This window comes from Megalodesulfovibrio paquesii (assembly GCF_054653055.1).
The window spans coordinates 240,592-258,823 of record NZ_BAAIGQ010000007.1 but is presented as its reverse complement, the minus strand read 5'-3'; the positions used below and the strand labels follow the sequence as shown (position 1 = coordinate 258,823).

At 57.3% G+C, this 18,232-nt stretch carries 18 protein-coding genes; 6 read left to right on the top strand and 12 right to left on the bottom strand.

Annotated elements, in window-relative coordinates:
* Positions 1-62 precede the first annotated feature (62 nt).
* The 4 genes from ACYQ00_RS17590 to ACYQ00_RS17575 all read right to left on the bottom strand — a co-directional run bounded on the left by ACYQ00_RS17590 (position 63) and on the right by ACYQ00_RS17575 (position 4,593).
* Positions 63-1,382, bottom strand: coding sequence for a histone deacetylase family protein (locus ACYQ00_RS17590; protein WP_460033393.1), 1,320 nt, complete (start codon positions 1,380-1,382; stop codon positions 63-65).
* A 10-nt stretch (positions 1,383-1,392) separates the two neighbouring features.
* Complete coding sequence (locus ACYQ00_RS17585) at positions 1,393-3,048, bottom strand: hydantoinase/oxoprolinase family protein (protein WP_460033392.1); 1,656 nt, start codon at positions 3,046-3,048, stop codon at positions 1,393-1,395.
* The gene (gene pdxA / locus ACYQ00_RS17580) at positions 3,033-4,067 is read right to left on the bottom strand and encodes a 4-hydroxythreonine-4-phosphate dehydrogenase PdxA (protein ID WP_460033391.1); all 1,035 of its coding nucleotides are present in this window, start codon (positions 4,065-4,067) and stop codon (positions 3,033-3,035) included. Before pdxA ends, ACYQ00_RS17585 begins: the two co-directional genes overlap by 16 nt.
* 154 nt (positions 4,068-4,221) lie before the next feature.
* Positions 4,222-4,593, bottom strand: coding sequence for a VanZ family protein (locus tag ACYQ00_RS17575; RefSeq protein WP_460033390.1), 372 nt, complete (start codon positions 4,591-4,593; stop codon positions 4,222-4,224).
* Positions 4,594-4,688: 95 nt separating this feature from the next.
* Between ACYQ00_RS17575 and ACYQ00_RS17570 the strand changes: the two genes are divergently transcribed.
* From ACYQ00_RS17570 to ACYQ00_RS17560, 3 genes are all read left to right on the top strand, one after another.
* Positions 4,689-5,312 carry a 3'-5' exonuclease gene (locus tag ACYQ00_RS17570; RefSeq protein ID WP_460033389.1) on the top strand — a complete coding sequence of 208 codons (624 nt, stop codon included), beginning with the start codon at positions 4,689-4,691 and terminating at the stop codon, positions 5,310-5,312.
* A 7-nt stretch (positions 5,313-5,319) separates the two neighbouring features.
* Complete coding sequence (locus ACYQ00_RS17565; RefSeq protein WP_460033388.1) at positions 5,320-5,964, top strand: hypothetical protein; 645 nt, start codon at positions 5,320-5,322, stop codon at positions 5,962-5,964.
* A 95-nt stretch (positions 5,965-6,059) separates the two neighbouring features.
* On the top strand, positions 6,060-7,706 hold the full coding sequence (locus tag ACYQ00_RS17560; RefSeq protein ID WP_460033387.1) for an NAD+ synthase: 1,647 nt from the start codon (positions 6,060-6,062) through the stop codon (positions 7,704-7,706).
* A gap of 58 nt (positions 7,707-7,764) precedes the next feature.
* On the opposite strand, the gene ACYQ00_RS17555 is transcribed toward ACYQ00_RS17560, so the two are convergent.
* The 7 genes from ACYQ00_RS17555 to ACYQ00_RS17525 form a co-directional block, all read right to left on the bottom strand.
* Entirely contained in the window at positions 7,765-8,583 is an 819-nt protein-coding gene (locus ACYQ00_RS17555) for a hypothetical protein (RefSeq protein WP_460033386.1), read from the bottom strand.
* A gap of 26 nt (positions 8,584-8,609) precedes the next feature.
* Positions 8,610-9,239: a hypothetical protein gene (locus ACYQ00_RS17550; protein ID WP_460033385.1), complete on the bottom strand. Its 630-nt coding sequence runs from the start codon at positions 9,237-9,239 to the stop codon at positions 8,610-8,612.
* Between the two features lie 7 nt (positions 9,240-9,246).
* A complete protein-coding gene (locus ACYQ00_RS17545; RefSeq protein WP_460033384.1) occupies positions 9,247-9,891 on the bottom strand; it encodes a tetratricopeptide repeat protein in 645 nt (214 codons plus the stop codon).
* Positions 9,892-9,949: 58 nt separating this feature from the next.
* Complete coding sequence (locus ACYQ00_RS17540) at positions 9,950-10,723, bottom strand: hypothetical protein (RefSeq protein WP_460033383.1); 774 nt, start codon at positions 10,721-10,723, stop codon at positions 9,950-9,952.
* 63 nt (positions 10,724-10,786) lie between these two features.
* Entirely contained in the window at positions 10,787-12,310 is a 1,524-nt protein-coding gene (locus tag ACYQ00_RS17535; protein ID WP_460033382.1) for a hypothetical protein, read from the bottom strand.
* Positions 12,310-12,966, bottom strand: a complete 657-nt coding sequence (locus tag ACYQ00_RS17530) for a hypothetical protein (RefSeq protein WP_460033381.1) — start codon at positions 12,964-12,966, stop codon at positions 12,310-12,312. Before ACYQ00_RS17530 ends, ACYQ00_RS17535 begins: the two co-directional genes overlap by 1 nt.
* Before the next feature lie 126 nt (positions 12,967-13,092).
* Positions 13,093-14,133, bottom strand: coding sequence for an NAD-dependent epimerase/dehydratase family protein (locus ACYQ00_RS17525; RefSeq protein ID WP_460033380.1), 1,041 nt, complete (start codon positions 14,131-14,133; stop codon positions 13,093-13,095).
* 124 nt (positions 14,134-14,257) lie between these two features.
* Between ACYQ00_RS17525 and ACYQ00_RS17520 the strand changes: the two genes are divergently transcribed.
* On the top strand, positions 14,258-14,911 hold the full coding sequence (locus ACYQ00_RS17520) for a LexA family transcriptional regulator (RefSeq protein ID WP_460033379.1): 654 nt from the start codon (positions 14,258-14,260) through the stop codon (positions 14,909-14,911).
* 260 nt (positions 14,912-15,171) lie between these two features.
* Here ACYQ00_RS17520 and ACYQ00_RS17515 read toward each other — a convergent pair whose 3' ends face one another.
* Positions 15,172-15,618, bottom strand: a complete 447-nt coding sequence (locus ACYQ00_RS17515) for a hypothetical protein (RefSeq protein ID WP_460033378.1) — start codon at positions 15,616-15,618, stop codon at positions 15,172-15,174.
* A 647-nt stretch (positions 15,619-16,265) separates the two neighbouring features.
* Here ACYQ00_RS17515 and qmoC point away from each other — a divergent pair.
* Positions 16,266-17,474, top strand: a complete 1,209-nt coding sequence (qmoC, locus tag ACYQ00_RS17510; protein ID WP_460033377.1) for a quinone-interacting membrane-bound oxidoreductase complex subunit QmoC — start codon at positions 16,266-16,268, stop codon at positions 17,472-17,474.
* A gap of 28 nt (positions 17,475-17,502) precedes the next feature.
* A complete protein-coding gene (locus tag ACYQ00_RS17505; protein WP_460033376.1) occupies positions 17,503-18,192 on the top strand; it encodes a zinc ribbon domain-containing protein in 690 nt (229 codons plus the stop codon).
* The last annotated feature ends 40 nt before the right edge of the window (positions 18,193-18,232 follow it).

Sequence of the window (18,232 nt, the reverse complement as noted above, 5' to 3'; positions counted from 1 at the left end):
TCGCGCCATGCTATCTCATGGTTGCCGTGACAATAGCATGGCGAGGCCGGCCGGGCAAACAATCAAAACCCAAACTGGGTGTATTCCTTTTCCTTTCGATTGATGCACTGGATGATGCGGTAGTTGCCTTTGGTGTGGCCTTCTTCAAGGACGCGCTTGCCCAGTCCCAGGCAATGGTCGCAGGCAGTCTGGGGAATCTCGATGCACAGGGAGAGTGGTGAGATGGAGGACCAGACCTCGATTTTGCGCACGCCACCGCACGCCGAGCAGAGGGAGACGCTTTCCACCTGGCTCTCGCTGATGCCATCGGTATCGTAATAGACGTCCTTCATGCGGGTGTGCCAGCCGTTGGAGATATCACCATCCGCAGGCTGGGCGGGCGGGCGGAAGTAGCTTCTGGTGGTCAGTTCACAGACCTTCTTGATGAAGTCCATGGTCCGCACGTCCTGCTTGATGCGGGCGGGGTCGAAATCCGGCTCGCGCACATGCGAGTAATCCACCCCGGCCATGGCCAGACAGATGCCCAGGTTCACATACGGCAGCGCCCCCTGGATGGCATACCCGCCTTCGAGCACGGCCAGGTCCGGCCTGAGCAGCTCGTTCAGGCGGGCGTAGCCTTGGGCGGAGAAGTTCATGTTGGTGATGGGGTCGGTAAAGTGGTTGTCCTGCCCGGCGGAATTGATGATCAGGTCCGGCTTGAAGTCCTTGAGAATCGGCAGGATGCAGTGTTCCACCACATAGAGGATGCCCTCGTCCCCGGTGCGGGGCGGCAGGGGGATGTTCAGGGTACGGCCCAGGGCGTTGGGGCCGCCGAGCTCGTCGGGAAAGCCCGTGCCGGGGTACAGGGTACGGCCGTCCTGGTGCAGGGAGATGAAGAGCGTGTTCGGATCGTGCCAGTAAATGTCCTGGGTGCCGTCGCCGTGGTGGCAGTCGGTGTCCACAATGGCCACGCGCTTGGGGCCGTAGTGCTCGCGGATCCATTCCAGCATCACGGCTTCGATGTTGATGTTGCAGAAGCCCCGGTTGCCCTCCACCACCTTCATGGCGTGGTGCCCTGGCGGACGGACCAGGGCAAAGGCGCGGTCCTTTTCGCCTTCCAAGACCAGCCGGGCGGCCTTGATGGCGCCGCCGGCACTGATCATGTGGCTCTTGGTGGCCACGGTCTCCACGCTGGGCAGGCAGAAATGCACGCGCTCCACATCCTGGCGGGAGGCGACCTCGGGCTTGTATTCGACCACGCCCTCGATGTCGAAGAGGCCTTCTTCCTTCAGCTGATCCTGGGTGTAGAGCAGCCGCTCCTCGCGTTCGGGATGCGTGGCCTCGATGGCCCAGTCGAAGGCCGGAAAAAAGACAACGCCCAGAGAGTTCTTGGCGGTGAGCATGTGCGGCTCCTTAGTCGGAAATGCCGGGCTTGATCTGGCATTTCACGCGGATGTTCTTGTGGGCGGCGCCGTAGAAATCCACCATGTTGAAGCTCTGGACCTCGGTGAACTCCACGTCGTCGCCGTATTCCTCGCGGGCTTTCAGGCCCTGGGCCTCCAGCATGGCCAGGAGGGAGTCCCTGGCCCTGGCCTTGGCGTCTTCCAGGGTGTATTTGGCGGGAATGTCCTCCACGCGCCCCAGGGAGGGGATGACCAGCTGGCGGCGTTCGGTATCTGCGGTCAGTTCCAGCTCGGCCGTGGTGCGGGTCAGGGCCGCGCCCACGGCATTGGCAACCTCGTAATGCTGGGGGGCTTCCACCTCAAAGCCGAAGGCCTGTTCCAGCAGTTCGCGAAAGACCATGGCCGGCCCCCCCATGAGGTAGGCCCGGCGAGGCTCCAGCTGCTTGCCCTTGAGGAGTTCGTGAATGGTGTAAACCGGTTTTTCGTTAATCTCGCGGACCAGCTCCAGAGCCGCTTCCTTGATGGCGGCCACCGCCGTGCTCACAGCGGCCCTGGCCAGCTTTTCAGGGTACATGTCCCACAGGGCGGCCAGCTTGTCGATGCCGCGGCGGGAGGCGTCGCGGTCTCGGAAGCTGGTGTAGCCGAGGTAGTTGCAGGCATCGATGAGCGTGGGCGCGTGCCCGCCCTGAGCCATGGACGGTCCTTCGCGCCGCGGCCCCACAAAGACCGTGCCCCCGCGCACGGTGAGCAGCGAGTCCCCGCCCACGCCGATGCTGCGCGTTTTGAGTGCGCGCACCAGGGTCGGGTAGCTGCCCATGGCAATGCCCTCCTCCACCACCGGCGCTCCCTGGGAAAGCAGCGCGATATCCGTGGTGGTGCCGCCGATATCCAGGAGGATGGCATCCTCATAAATATCGCACAGGGCCAGCATGCCCATGACGCTGGCCGCCGGGCCGGAGAGGATGCTCTCCACCGGCTTGAGCCGGGAGGCCGCCAGGGGCATGGTGCCGCCATCGGCCTTGAGGATGCCCACCTGCGCTTCCAGCCCCAGTTCCCGCAGGCTGGTTTCCACGGCGTCCACAAAGCGGTTGTACAGCCGCCAGACCTGAGCGTTGTACGTGGCCGTGGCGATGCGACGGGGGAAGTTCAGCAGGCCCGAGAGCCGGTGCCCCAGGGTCACATGATCGGCCTGCCCCTGCAGTGCCTGGCCGATGTGCAGCTCGTGCGCAGGATTACGGGTGGAGAACTTGGTGACCACGGCGTACGTGGAAAGCCCCAGCTCGCGGCACATGGTCATGGTGCTGGCCAGCTCGCGCTCGTCCAGGGGCTGGATTTCGAAGCCGCGGTGGTCGATGGAGCCGGGAATGACGAAGAACCCTTTGCCATAGCGGAAGGATTCCGGATCAATCCCCGGTCCGGAGGACACAATGATGCCGGCATCCTCCGTCTTGCCCTCCACAATGGCATTGGTGGAAAGCGTGGTGGACAGGGTGACGCGCTCGATGCGATGGGCCTTGACCCGCGAGCAGACATCCTCCAGGGCCGCGTGCACGCTCATGAGCAGATTCCGATGATCCGTAAGCACCTTGCAGGATGCCACCACCACGCCGCGATCCACCACCACCGCGTCCGTGTGCGTGCCTCCCACGTCTATGCCGCAGTACATGTCGCCTCCCAGCGTGTGACCAGACGGGCCGCCAGTTCCAGCGCGGCCGTGAAACTCGTTGTGGATGCAGCGTCCTTGCCTGCCAGATCAAAGCCGGTGCCATGATCCACGGACGTGCGCACAAAAGGCAGGCCCAGGGTCACGTTCACCGCTTCGTTGAAGTGCAGGAGCTTCAGGGGCGCCAGCCCTTGATCATGATACATGGCCACCACGGCGTCGAACTCGCCGCCACCGGCGCCGTGGATGGCCCGATGAAACACCGTGTCACCGGGCAGAGGGCCGACCACGTCGCAGCCTTCGGCCCGGGCCTGGGCCATAGCCGGCTCGATGATGTTGATTTCCTCGCGGCCAATGGTCCCGCTCTCCCCGGCATGCGGATTGAGCCCACAGACGGCCATGCGGCGGCGCGGCAGATCCAGGGCGCACAAAAACTGCTGCGTGTGCCGGATGGCCCGCAGCACGCGTTCCCTGGTAATCAATCCCGGTACCGCGGCCAGGGGGGGATGTGTGGTGACCAGGGAGACCCGCAGCCGGTCCCCGCACAGGTGCATGGTCACGTCGTCGCGGGAAAGGCCGGCATGCTCGGCAAAGAGTTCGGTGTGGCCGGGAAAATCATAGCCCGCCGCCTTGAGCATGGCCTTGTGCAGCGGCAGGGTAACCACGCCCTGTGCCCGGCCCTGGGCAAGCAGCGCGCAGGCCAGCTCCAGGGCCGCGCCGGCCGAGCGGCCGCCTTCCACCGTGGGGCGGCCGATTTCAGGGGCGCAGCCTGCCAGGGCTGGCGGCTCCAGCAGATACACGCCGGGCGTGAGGGCGGCGAAGTCCTGGTCCTGAGATACCACCGTATAACATGGCGATTCCCCCCGCCGGATCAGGTGCAGCCCCAGGGAGGCGGCGCTGCCGAGCATGAGCAGCCGCCACTGTGCCGCCAGCGGCGAATGTCGCAACACCCGCACGGCCAGCTCCGGCCCCAGCCCGCCGGCATCCCCCAGGGTAACGAGCAGCACTGAGCCTGTATTCATGGGCATGGGCTCCCCATTCTGGCTGTCCAGATTCTGTCGATTCCTGATTTGTCGCGTTTTTTCACACGCATGGAAACCCGTAGCAAAACGACCTGCCAAGAGCAAGAAGAGGAGGAGGCCAGAAAAGGAGGGATCAGGTCAACGGCAGACAGGATCAGGTCAGTGGCAGACGGGTCCGGCTCCATCCGCCCAGCCAGACGCCCAGGGCCACACCTGTGGTGTTGGCGGCCATGTCCAGGGCCGAGAGGGAGCGGTAAGGCGTCAGCCCCTGGAGCAGTTCCAGGCCCAGGCCCAGCAGGAGCATGCGCCAGGCCCAGGCCCGGTCACCTTCGCGCAGGGCCAGCCGCGGGAGAAAGGCCAGCCAGCCGTAGGCAATCAGGTGGGCGGCCAGGTCCGCATGGTCAAAGACAGCCGGGGGGCCAACGTCCGGCAACAGGGACAACACCGTCACCAGGGCCATGCTGGCCAGCCATGCGAGGCGTAACACTTTTGCGCCGCGATCCGTCAGAAACAAAGCCGCTTCCATGCCGGTATTCTCCGGGTTGCTTTTGTGTCAGTTTGCGTTATGATCGCCTATCATTAATCGCTGTGCTTGTCACAACCCAATCGCACCCATACATCATGTCCATGTTCCTCGCCGAGCCCAGGTCCAGCACGCTGGAGGCGTACCGCCAGCCCCTGCCGCCTGAGGCCATCAACGCCCTTCCATTGACCCGTTATGAAGGGCCTGTGCACGTATTCCCCGACGCCGGAGACCTCGACGCCGCCATCGAAGACCTCATCGCCGAGCCAGTCATCGGGTTCGATACCGAACGCCGACCGACCTTTCGCAAGGGCCAGAGCTTTCCGCTCTCCCTGCTGCAGCTGGCCACGGCCAATGCTGTCTATTTGTTTCAACTCTGCCGTATGCCCCTGCCGAATGTGCTGGAATCGCTGCTCAGCGACCCCGGCACCGTCAAGACCGGCGTGGCCGTGCATGACGACGTGCGGGAGCTGCGGGAGGTGATGCAGTTCACTGCCGCGGGATTTGTGGATCTTGGCCAGGTGGCCCGGCTGCACAGCCTGCCCACCTGCGGACTGCGCAATCTGGCGGCCAACTTCCTGGGCATTCGCATATCCAAAAAGGAGCGCTGCTCCAACTGGGGCCGCGACAGCCTGACCCCCCAGCAAATTGCCTACGCCGCCACGGACGCCTGGGCCAGCCGGGAGATCCACCTGCGCATGCAGGCGGCCAACCTGCTCTGAGCCAGCCATGCCGCGCCGCACCGTGCCTTTCCTGCTGCCTTTTCTGCTCATGCTGGCCTTGGCAGGCTGCCTCACCACTCCGGCGCTGGCCCTGAGCTTTCGGGTTCTGCTGATTACTCCGGAGCGGGAACTGCGATCTGCCCGGCTGGTGGTCCAGGGTCGCTCCACCCTGCCGGAATCCGCAACCGCCACGGCCCACACCCAGTCCGCCCTGACCCAGGCCCGCAAACAGGCCCTGGCCCAGGTGCGCGAGGATCTCCAGACCAAGCTGCGGCAGCGCAATCTTGGCCTGGCCCTGACCTTTCCCGGTCAGCCGGCCAATGCCACCCGCCCTCCCGAGGAGGATGACTACGTGCTGCGCGAGGCCGTGTATCTGCACCGGGTGACGGAGCTCGGCGCCATTGCCGGCCAGGGGCCGGCGGTGGAGGCGGAGCTGGAGGTCGTCTACACCCTGCACCGCAACGCGACCATTCCCGTGGAACGTGCAGCGCCCTCGCCGGTTTCGCCGGTTCCGACGGTTCCGCCGTTGCCTCTGACGTCTCCCATGGGTGGCACCTTTGGCCCCATGCCCACCCGGGACGACAACGCCACCCAGGCCATCATGCGCATGCTCGAACAGGGCGCAGACAGCCTGCGGGACGGTCTCGAATAGTCCGCCACTCCCGATTTCTCCAATACCCAAGGAAAATTCGCTGCAAGGCGGCTGCCCCGCTTTACCGAGAGCACGAGCACGCGTAGAGTCGCGCCATGCACATCGCCCTGCTCCAATGCAACCCCACCGTGGGCGACCTGACGGGCAATGCCGCCCGGCTGGCCGCCATGTCCCGCCAGGCTGCCGCTGCTGGCGCGCAGCTGTGCATTTCCCCGGAACTGGCCATTCCCGGCTATCCTCCGCGCGACCTGCTGCTGTATGAGGACTTTCTGGCCCGCAGCATGGCCGTGCTGGAAAATCTGGCCCGCGAACTGGCTGATGGCCCGGCCCTGCTGGTAGGCATGGCCCTGCCCCGCCCCTCCTGCTGTTCGGATGGCGGCAAGTTTTTGTACAATGGTGCCGTACTGTTGCAACACGGTGCCATCACACAGCAATTCCACAAATGCCTGCTCCCCACCTATGATGTGTTTGACGAAGCCCGGTACTTTGAGCCCGGCGGGGAGCCTGGATATTTTGAGCTGAACGGCCTGCGCATCGGCGTGACCATCTGCGAGGACGTCTGGAATGACATAGACTTCTGGCAGCGCCGACAGTACGCCACAGACCCTGTGGCCATCCTCAAGGCCCAGGGGGTGGACTGCATCGTCAATCTTTCCGGGTCGCCCTTCACCGCCGGCAAGCAGGCCACGCGCGAGGCCATGCTGGCTGCCGTGGCCCGTAAATACAAGCTGCCGATTTACTATGTGAATCAGGTTGGTGGCAACGACGATCTGCTCTTTGACGGCCGCTCCATGGCCTTTGACGCCACGGGCCGCTGCATCGCCCGCGCCCAGGCCTTTGAGGAGGAAGTGCTGCTGCTGGACTCGGAACGCGGCGGCTCCATGACTGCGGAAGACCCCGCGCCAGAAGAGGAAATCCGTCTGGCCCTCATCCGCGGGCTGAAGGATTATCTGGCCAAGACCGGCTTCTCCCGCGTGGTGCTGGGCCTCTCCGGCGGCATCGATTCCGCCCTCACCGCCGTGCTGGCCGCCCAGGCCCTGGGGCCGGACAAGGTGCTGGCCGTCTGCCTGCCCTCGCCCTACTCCAGCCGCGGCTCCCTGGACGACTCCTACGAACTCTGCCGGCGCACGGGCATCGCCTGCATCACCCTGCCCATCAGCGACCTGATGCAGGCCTACGAACGCGCCCTGGCCGAACCCTTTGCCGGCCTGCCCCAGGACGTGACCGAAGAAAACATGCAGTCGCGCATCCGCGGCGGCCTGCTCATGGCCATCTCCAACAAACAGGGCCGCCTGCTGCTGACCACGGGCAACAAAAGCGAGCTTTCCGTAGGCTATGCGACGATTTATGGTGACATGTGCGGCGGTCTGGCTGTCATCGCCGATCTGCCCAAAACCACGGTCTATGCCCTTTCCCGCCATGTGAATGCCCGGTTTGGCGAGCCCATCCCGGTTGCAATCATCGACAAGGCCCCTTCGGCCGAGCTGCGGCCGGATCAGAAGGATCAGGACAGCCTGCCGCCATATGACATCCTGGATGCCATCCTCAAGGCGTACGTCGAAGATCGCATCAGCCCCACAGCCATTGTGGAGCGCGGGTTTGACCAGGAAACCGTGGACAAGGTGGTCCGTCTGGTGCAACGCGCCGAATTCAAACGCCGCCAGGCTGCCCCGGGCCTGAAAATCACCGACCGCGCCTTTGGCCAGGGCTGGCGCATGCCCCTGGCCGGACGCTGGCTGTAAGCACGCAAAAGCCGCCCTCCTGCATGAAGGGCGGCTTTTCCAGTTGTACCCGTGTTCCCTACTGCGACACGCCCGGCACATTCAGATCCATGTACTGTGGCTGCGCCTTGGGCTGCTGCACCATGTTACCCGGATCCGGATTCAGATCATCCGTCTGCGAGCCCTGCCCAAGCACCTCGACGATGTGATCACCGTCAGTGTAGCGCAATCTGTTACCCATCACATCCTTGACCGTCCGCACATCAAGCTGCAAGCGGACAAATGCATTGCCGCTTTCGTCCCAGCCCCAGCCCCGGTTGGGGGAGTTGAGATCAATGTTCGGAATGTATGCTCCAAAAACGGCGGCGCACACTTTGGCATGGTTGATGTCTTCGGTAAGCACGTAGTTTTCCGTACGGCTCTTGGAGAGAATCTTCTCACCCACCAGCAGTTCGGCCATCTGGTCATAGGCATTCAACAACGCGGCCCGGAGCGCCATGAGCGGCGGCCGCGAACCCTGAGTCATGGTGCCAAAGCCGATGGACCGCACGGTAACGCCCTTGAAGCTGATCCGCTGCCCAAGAACATTGTCGATGGTTCCCAGATCGATATGCCCGAAGGCCAGCGCGATGTCCTTTTCCTTGTCGTAAATCATCTTGTCCACCACCACACCCTTGACCACGGCGGCGGATTTGGACTGCACTTCGTAACGGGGATCTTCCGTCAACCCCATTTGCGATTCACTTTTTACTTTGTATCCCACAATGGATTCGACAATGTTGCGGGACAAATCCTGCTTGGCCATCTTTACAGACATCAGTTCTTTATTGGCCGCCACCCCCGAGGAGGCGAACAATAATACAAAGAGTGCGCAAAAAACAGGCAGATAGCGATTCATATGCATCTCCCGAGTCATTCAATGCATCATTGGATGTGTTTGTACCAGGGCTCCCCCGAAGCATTCCCTTCTGTCCCGCCCGACGTTGCAGCTTCTCGTCCGCTGGTTTCCTCATCCTGAGACGACGCAACAGGCGGCACCCCGGATTCAGGAGTTTCTGCCGGCGGAAGCACCTCTGGAAGGCCACCCGACAAGTCATCCTGCAACTCGCCTGACTCCATGCGGAACGAGTGCTGAACTTTCAATTCCGGCTCTTGCTGCACCGGGATGTCGAGCTCCATGTATTCGACATTTCTCGACACTTTAATCTGCGCAAGCAGACTTTCCCCCTGCGCTGGCGGGAACTCGACTCCCGGAGCCGTTGTAGCGGGCGAACCCGGCAAAGGCACGATGCGGATGGAGTCAATGTGGATTCGCAACTGCGATGCATTGGCAGGGTCCGGCGAGGTTCTGGCGGAAAATTCAATGACGCCGTTGGCAGGCAAAAGGCCCTTGGCCCGGAGCGCCTCCAGGACGATATCGCGCGCAGCACGTTTCCGGGCAGCGTGTTGCTCTAGCAATGGCGAATTCTGGGGAAGGCAGGTGGCGGGAAAAATCCCCGCCACCACCATCCAAAGCGACACTGCCATGAGGAATGCGCGCGAGCACGTCTTCATGGTTCACCTAGAATTCGCTGGGGTCGAGCGCTTTGGCGCCGCCCTTGAAGCTTTTTTCTTCCCGAACCTTGGGCGTGGCAGGCTTGGGCGTGCTACGACAAACGGACTTGGCCCTGGAAAGCTCCATTTGCGCTTCGGCATACCCAGGATTCAAACGCAATGCATGTTCAAGGGAAAGAATCGCATCCTTGCAATTGCGCTCTGCCAGGTACAACTTGCCGAGATACAGATACACCGTAGGGTTCACACTGTTCAATGCCCGGGCAGTTTCGAGTTCCGCCTTGGCCGGAAGAGGACGACCCGTGGTAAAGTACAGTTGTCCCAGCGCCTCACGCGTCAGCAAATGATTGGGATTGTAACGCAGTGCAGCCCGAAACGCCTCTTCCGCACGCATGCTCTGCCCTTGCTGCACATAGCACATGCCACGGTAGTAGTGCGCATCAACCATGCTCGGCATCATGGCCACCGCATTTTCAAAAGCTTGTGCCGCGGCGCCATACTGGGCGCTGTTGTAGTAGTTGAGTCCATCATTAAAGAAATCCATTGCCGTGGGCTGCGGCAGAGTGGTCACAGGCGTTGGCTGCTGTTTACAGGCGCTCGCAAACAAGAGAACAGCCAAGGCCAACAAAATGGAAAATGAACGTATGCGCATGAAGTATGCCTCCCTAGCGAACAACGCCAGCCTTGTGTGGCTGGCGTTGCATCAAAAGTTATTTTTGGCGGTCAATTTCTTGCACACAACGTTGCACAAGACGCTGAGACATGGTGTCCAGCGAGACGCCGTGTTGTTCTGACTGGGAAAACCCGAGCGCTCCACCGCTTTTTGCGCCAAGCTCCATCTTTTCTTCAAAATAGCCGGTGGAAACCTGCTGTCCCGTTGAAGCGTCCAGAATTTTGTAACGCATGCCCACAATCCAAATACCAGCCGCCTCGCTGGAGTGGATGGAGCCAACGCCCGCTTCTGCCGCGTACCCTGCACCATAGCCAACAGTCTGACCCAGCACGCCACCAGCAATGGCGCCAAGAGCGCGGCCGTCGAACCCTTGCTGCACGGAAGCAACCGGTTCTGCCTTCAATATGTCAAACTTGATGAACCACTTGGTCGTTTCAAATTTTCCTTTCCGAAACTTTTGCAGCCCCTTGGTGTCCCCCATGTTGGCTGCCAAGGCAATTTCCTCAAGCATGGGCCCAAGATCAGAACGTTCCAGCACCTGGAAGTTGGCCTTGGTCAGTTCCAATTCACCCCAGTCGGCAATGTTGTTCGGAGTGATTTTGTTCGAAAAGCTCACGTTAACGGATTTGAATTCGCCAGGAATGACCACCAAAGAGGGACCCTGCACATTTTGATTCGCATAAGCCACTGGCTTATACATTGCCTGATCTGCCTGGGCGTTTGCTCTTTGCGAGGCAGTGCCTTGACACCCCATCAAAGCAAGACTCGCCAGCGCAAACAAAACGAAAAGCAAATTACGCAGTTTGCTCACGTGCTTCCTCTCCCCTAAAATAGTTACTTCAGTTACCCTGTAGCACACTCCTCCCCAGCCACATTAGAAACTCTTGACCGCGTCCAAAGTCCCGGACGGCGAAGCGCTGCCCTCAAGCTTTTTGACTGCCTCGGGCGCCAGCTCAGCAACTTTTTGCAAGGCTTGTTCGCTTTTAATCAAATCCCGCAGCCGCTCAGGCGCTGCGTCAGCAAGCTGGCTGGGAACAACGCCATTGAGGCGTTGCGAAATCTCTTCGGCAGTCAGGGAGGACTTGAATGCGATACGAACAACCTGCCCCTGTGCAGACTCCAGACTGAACGCGGACTGTCCGATCTTCTTGTTTAAAGGACCAAGAATGGATGCATGGACCAGATCATTAAAATTCGAACGCCCCCCGGCAAACTCCACTTCGTACAGCGAAAGCCCGTTGCGATCAAAATTTCTAAAGTCGATATTCAAAACCGGTCGCAAGCCAATAAACTCTTTGCGGAGCAGCTGGCCGGTTTCGTAGTTGGGCAATCCGAGAACTTCAAGCTGATACATCTGAGAAGGCGCCTGAAGGTGATTTGTAAAGAAATCCTTGGAAAATTCAGCGCCAATCAACTGCCCAATAGCCTCAATGGCCTGATCTTCATCCGGCCAGGTCTGCTTTTTGGGCACCTGATTATTGTACAACAATTCTTCACCCGTACGGGTATCAATGCACTTCACTGACCACGAGGTAAGGGCATACTTGCTCACGGTCACCCCGGAAGGCGGCAAGGTGACGGAAATTTTTTTGAACTTTGCTTCACCCTTAATAAAGAAATCCGCGGCCATGCTACGTTTGGCTTCCACCGTGGTCTGAACCTGGTTCTCCGCAGTAGATTTGGAACGCAATTCAGCTTCCAAGGTTGTTGCCATTTCTTCAGACCACACGCGGTATCCAAAACTTTGAATTCGCTCTTTGAGAATATTTTCCGCAATATCAGAACGAATGACCTCGGTATCAGTACTACGATCGGCATCTCGCACAAATATGGCTACAGAAATGCGCGGATCACCCACCTCTTTTAGCAGCATTCGCCTCTCATTCCGCGAAGTCTCCCGCAACGCATCCTGAACTCCGCCGACATAGACTTCGCACTTCATCAACAAATGTGAAAAACCGTCTTCCCCAATCCAGGGATCGCTTTCCTTGAGAACCTGCTTAATCAACCCCTGGCTGCGGCTAAGTACCTGATCACGAATAAGCGTGTAATTTTCCATCAACGTATTAGTTTCAACATAAGCACCGACAGCCTTTTCAAGGCACTGCGATTTGGCATCTCGACGCAACGCATCCAATAAAAGTCCCTTGTCTCGCTGGTACGTGTCCGCATTGGGATCAGCCAGTCCTTCAACAGAGACAATAAGGGTTTTACTGCTTGCCTCGGCAGGGGCTGCAACGGGTTCCGCAGTAGTGGGTTTTGCAGTCTTAGAATACACACGTTCAGGGCTGGAAAAAGCTATTGAAACAACAATAAACAGAACACTCAAAAATTGGACTGTTGCAATGCCACGAAAAGAACTTGCCAATTGCACAGTCAGAAAGTGTAAGAGGCTCATTACTTACCGCCTTGCGTGCAGAAATCCTGGTACATTTGAGCGATCAGGCCAGAAGCCTGTCGTTCAACGATATCCAATGCCACTCCTACAGTGTCTGCACCAGCCCAGGAAGACTCCGTTGCAGAAACATGAGATACCTGTTTCGCACCACGCGTAAGGGTCAATTGAATGGTAACAGTTACATCATTCACATTCATTTGAGCCCCCTTGACGTTCATTGTCATGGCGTGATTGGCTCTGGAAGAGATGATGCCTTTCAAAAAAAATGCAGCGCCCAATCTATTGGCAGCTGAAAGTGCCGCATCTGGATCATTATTCAAAACAGCTCTGATCTGAGCAGCGGCGATTTGCGAATTGATCTGTGCCTGTGAGTACGTCTGCAAGCCCAAAGCCTGCAATTTAGCATTCAGTGCATCGTGCAAAAGGCCATGATTTCCACCGACCTGAAGATTTCCTCCATGGCGTTCCGCAATGAGAACAGCAATTTTTTGCCCTTTGAGACTATTCCGGCAAGGCGTTGAAAGCTGATCCATAATTCGCGCTGCACGCGCTTGATCTTCAACCTGCTCTTTTTGCTCAGATTCCGAGAATGAAAACGCGTGCGCTTGTGCGATTATCCCAATGACAAACGCCATGCAGATCAACACAGTTCGCATATGCGGCTCCATGTATGGTCATACCAGCCCAGCATTCCCTCACTGAAACAACGCTTCAGACACCACACAAATTCCTGAGACTACTTTATTTATATGTCCCCCCTCAGGCTGTCAATCCACAATGCTTCACGAAGCCAGACTTGCGATGTACCAAGCCGCGGTTTGTCGCAAGCCTTCTGGAAGCATAAAATAAGGGGCATACCCAAGCAGCCTGCGCGCCTTGGAAATATCCGCAAGCGAATGCTTCACGTCGCCGACCCTGAAATCACGGTACTTCGGCTGCCGTGAAGCCACGAGAGGAAACTGACCGGCAACATTTTCGCGAATCAGCATAAACAAATCATTCAAGGTAGTTTGGCTTCCACAGGCAACATTATAAACTTGATTAACTGCCTCCTGGTTTTCAGTCAATCCGGCCAAAAGATTAGCCTGAACTGCATTATCGACATGACAGAAATCACGGGAGGTACTTCCGTCGCCGTTAATAAAAATATCATCATTGCGCAACATTCCCTTAAACCAAAGTGGTATCACTGCGGCATAGGCACCAGCAGGGCTTTGGCGACGTCCATAAATGTTAAAATACCTCAGACCAATACATTCAATGCCGTAAGTCTTGGAAAATACATCTGCATAGAGTTCGTTAACAAGTTTGGTCACTGCATAAGGGGACAGTGGCCTTCCAATTACATGCTCCACCTTTGGCAAAGAAGGGGAGTCCCCATACGTTGAACTCGACGCCGCATATACAAAACGTCGGACACCAGATTTTTTTGCTGCAGTAAGGAGTGTAAGAAAGCCAGTAATGTTTGATGCATTTGTAGAAATTGGATCTTCAATAGACCGAGGAACAGAACCAAGCGCAGCTTGATGCAGTACAATATCTACATGTTGCAAAGCAGAATAACAATCTGCCTCATTACATATATCCCCCGTGATGAGCGAAAACCTTGCCCATCTTTCTTCTCCAACAGCCTTGCGGACGCCGTCCAAGTTCTGATGGCTACCTGTAGAGAAATTGTCCAACCCCACTACATTTTGACTCAATAACAATAAATATTCCAGAAGATTGGAACCAATAAAGCCCGCAACTCCTGTCACAAGCCAGGTACGCGGGAGCTGGTGGGTCAAGAAAGAAAAATCATGCAACAACTTACTGGATTCCATACATTCCTCTTGGCGAGTTCACGTTAATGCTTGTTCTTTAAGCCATCCGAAACAATGGAGCAAGCAAGAAAACAGTTGCGCAGCAAGAGCAATTTGTTTATAAAAATAAACAGAAGGAGGAGGCATGAAATATCTGATTGAATTTGAGCCATTTTTCCAGCGGGTTTCCCAGCTGCTTGGGCTTACATCGCAACAAGATTTGGCACGCGCCTTGGGCATCAACCGTTCTGCAATCACTCAGGCAAAACTGCGGAACATTGTCCCTGAGAGTTGGGTGGCCATTCTTTCGCGTAAACACAATTTGTCCCCCCAATGGCTTTCCCTTGGGCATGGGCCGCCAAGCCTCTCGGCGCCTACGGCAGAGGACGAACTTATTCAAATTCCAAAAGTTCAAGCGCGGCTTTGCGCCGGTAGTGGTTCTTTTGAAGTGAGCGACGCCGTTCAGGAATACTATGCATTTAAAAGCAGCTGGCTGTTGCGGAAGGGACAGCCAAACGCAATGGTCCTGATGGATGTATTTGGAAATTCAATGGAACCGTTGATAGTTGAAGGCGATATGGCCCTGATTGACCAAAGCAACAAACAAATCATTGCCGGATCAATTTATGCCATTGGCCTTGAAGATACCGTCATGTTGAAACGCATAGAGCGGCGTCCTGGCGCGTTGGTGTTGCGATCCGACAATACGGACTACACACCAATAGTGTTACACGGTGAGGAGCTTGAGCATGTCCGGGTTATTGGGAAAATGATTTGGAGTTGTCGGGAGTACCGCTAGCACTATGCCGTGATTTTCCATACGCAAAGGAGATTCAAATGCAAGAAAGATACTGCAGTTGCGGTCAAAAAATTGTTGTCCAGTTTTCATCGCGCGGCGATCGTTGGAAAGCATTATTCTGGTGCATTGCATACTTTAGTGGTGAAAAAGTGCAATGCTGCCCGAAGTGCAATAGCATGTTGCGAATCGACGAACTATCCTAAACGATGCTTGCGTACGTTCTGGTGCAAGTAACCTGCTGTCGTCTCGTCTCCACAGCTCTATTGTTGACGGAGACGAGATGACAGCGCCTGCGCCAGAGTATCCAAAAGCAACTGATCTTCTTCGGTGTTTGATTTGAAAGCACCGCTCGTGAGGTCTTGAATAACTTGCTTTTCCATGCGCTCGGACTCCATAAACATCACGAAAGCCAACTTCAAGGCCGCATCATTCTCTTGTTCGCCATTACATAAGAGTTCCAACTGATTTTGAGGAATGGTCTCCAGCATTCTCTCTGCAAACTGAGAGGCCCATCGTTCGTACAGCTCAGGCAAAAGAGAAGGAATGCGCTGACACCACCGGGTCAGGGGGCCTTCTTTGTTTTCCTGTGGAGCCACAACAGACAAGAACTCCAGCAGATTACTCAACCTGGTATCACTTTCCGTGACAACTGATGATGCTATCAACTGAACCACGTAGTTTTTGATTTCATGTGTATTCATTTCCATCTCATCTCTTTACTGCATCGGATTGTATTCCTGCAAAAGCCCTGCGAAACTCGACACCTGCATTACCTGAAATCTACTTTTATTCATTTAAATGAAGCTAGTCAGCTTATTTCACGGCCTCTTGTTGCAGTTTCCCATATTTTTTCAACTCAACAAACTACCTCAACTTTTGTTGTGCAGCAGGTACAGCCACCCTACAATGCCTCTTGCAGTTTTATCAATTGCTACAGACTTCGGTAAAAGGGCACGCACTGGCAACCTGTCCGAGATTTCACAAACCCTCATACCCTTGGGCTCTTTCAGCCAATTTCAAGCCGGATGAGGAAAGTATCGTGCCGAGTAAGCTCACGGGAGGCCGAGGTGTTTCCTCAGGTGGTGTCATGCGCGTTTCAACTTCGCCAGCATGGCTGCATGAATCAACACATTCCCAACATAGTGTCAACATAGAGATACGGGTCCCTGACATTTCTAACTTTCTGCAATCATGCACAGTTAGCGAAGAACGCTCTAGTGATGGCCGTGTGGGGCATCGTGCGGAAAACGCTTGGCTTTTCCTAGGAGTCCTGATACGCAGATTGCGTTCAGGATTTTTTTCACAAGCCGCTGCCATCAGACCAGCCTGGCACGCACCATAAGGAGATCGCGACATGCCGCAGACACAGCGCATCGCGCCGAACCTCGAATTCATCAAAAATCTGCAAGCTGCGGGCGGCGACACCGTCAAACGCTGCTATCAGTGCGCGACGTGCAGCGTTGCCTGCCCGCTCTCGCCGCAGGATGGCCCATTTCCGCGCAAGGAGATGGTGTGGGCGCAATGGGGCCTCAAGGACAAGCTGCTTTCCGACATCGACCTGTGGTTGTGTCATCGGTGCGGCAATTGTTCGGATCTTTGCCCCCGCGGCGCCAAGCCTGGCGATGTGCTGGCTGCGGCCCGGTCCATGGTATATCGTGAACTGGTGGGCCCGAAATTTTTGGGGGAATGGATGAGCGCCCCCAAGCATTTGCCAAAGTTGCTTGCTATTCCTGCGGTGCTGTTTGCATTTATCTGGCTTATCGTAGCTGGATTTGGAATCCCAGAAGGCAAAATTGTTTATGGCAAGCTTTTTCCTGGCGACTACACCATTGACCCTATCTTTTGTTTGACCTTTGCCTTTGTGGTGTACACCTTTTACAAGGGTGTTCGCAAACTCTTTGCAGAATTCGACAAAGGCCCCAAAACAGTTTTCATTGGCCCTCATAAGAAGGTCGGATGGCTGCAAGCCATCAGGGAAGTGATTCTTGAAGAACTGATCACTCACAACAAGTGGAAGGATTGCGGCGAAACTCCTGGCGATCAAGCGCGCTTCAAGGGGCATTTTTATACGTTCTTCGCCTTCATTGCGCTGGCCATCGTCACAGGTGTCATTGCTGTGTCTCACTGGGGGCCAGTCTTCCTGCCATTTCTGCACTTCCTGGAACCCATGGGGCACACGCCGCTTCCGCTTTACAATCCGGTGAAGCTTCTTGCCAACGTTGGCGCCGTGATGCTCATCATCGGCCTGCTGGCACTGACCAAGCGGCGGATGAATCTGGACAAATCCAGAAGTACCTCCAGCTATTCAGACTGGTTCCTGCTCGGCGTGATCTGGGCCGTGGCGCTGACGGGCATTGGCAGCCAGCTCCTGCGGTGGGTTAACTGGGCCACTCTGGCGTACTTCACCTACTACTTGCATCTGATCAGTGTGTTCATGCTCATCGCGTACCTGCCCTGGTCCAAGCTGGGGCACTTGGTCTATCGCACTGCCGCTCTGGTCTACACCCGCGTCGCCGGCCGGCTGCCCATGCCTGCTGTGGCGGACAGGACCTTCCACGTGTAAGCATTTGATTTCAAGGAGGAGTTTTCCAATGTCCGAAGCTCGTAAAATTTTCCCCATGGCTGCCTTTGCGGCGCTGTTGAAGGGTGTGGAGCAGGAAGCCCAGGCCGCCTCGGTCAAAGAACTGCTCTCGTTCATGACCGGCCGCGAAATCTGTGACTGCGGCAAGCCCATCGCCAGCGCGCTGTGCCGGGCCTACATTTACGAACAGCATCCCGAACTGGCCCGCATGAAGGGTGGCGACGTCGTGGCCATGGGCGACAATGTTTCCGTTACCCAACTGCCTCCCCTGGCCAAAAACGAACTGGACGCCATCTTTGCCCGGATGGAAGGCATGATGAAGGCCCAGGAAGAGCTGACCGCCAAGGTCGCCTCCCTGGAAACCTCCCTGGCCGGCGCCAACGCCAAGCTGGAGGAGACCGGCAAGTCCCTGGCCTTCTACAAGGGCAAGGTCGAAGCGTTTGAAGAATCCGCCAAGGGCGAAGGCGAGAAGGTTCTCGTCACCTCCCAGGCCAAGGTGGAAGAATACATTGGCAAGGTGGACGAACTGCTCAAGATGATTGAAGACGTCAAAAAGCACGGCGTGGTCACCGTGGCTGCTGGCGGGGCAGCTCCGGCGGCCGGCGCTGCCGCAGCTGCCCCGGCTGCCGAGGAAGCAGCGGTGCCGGACAGCTTCGGCTTTGGTGCTTCTGCTCCCAGCTCCGACGGCTTCGGGTTCTAGGTCTGGCGCCTCTCCGACCTGATGCACACGGGGTCCTTCC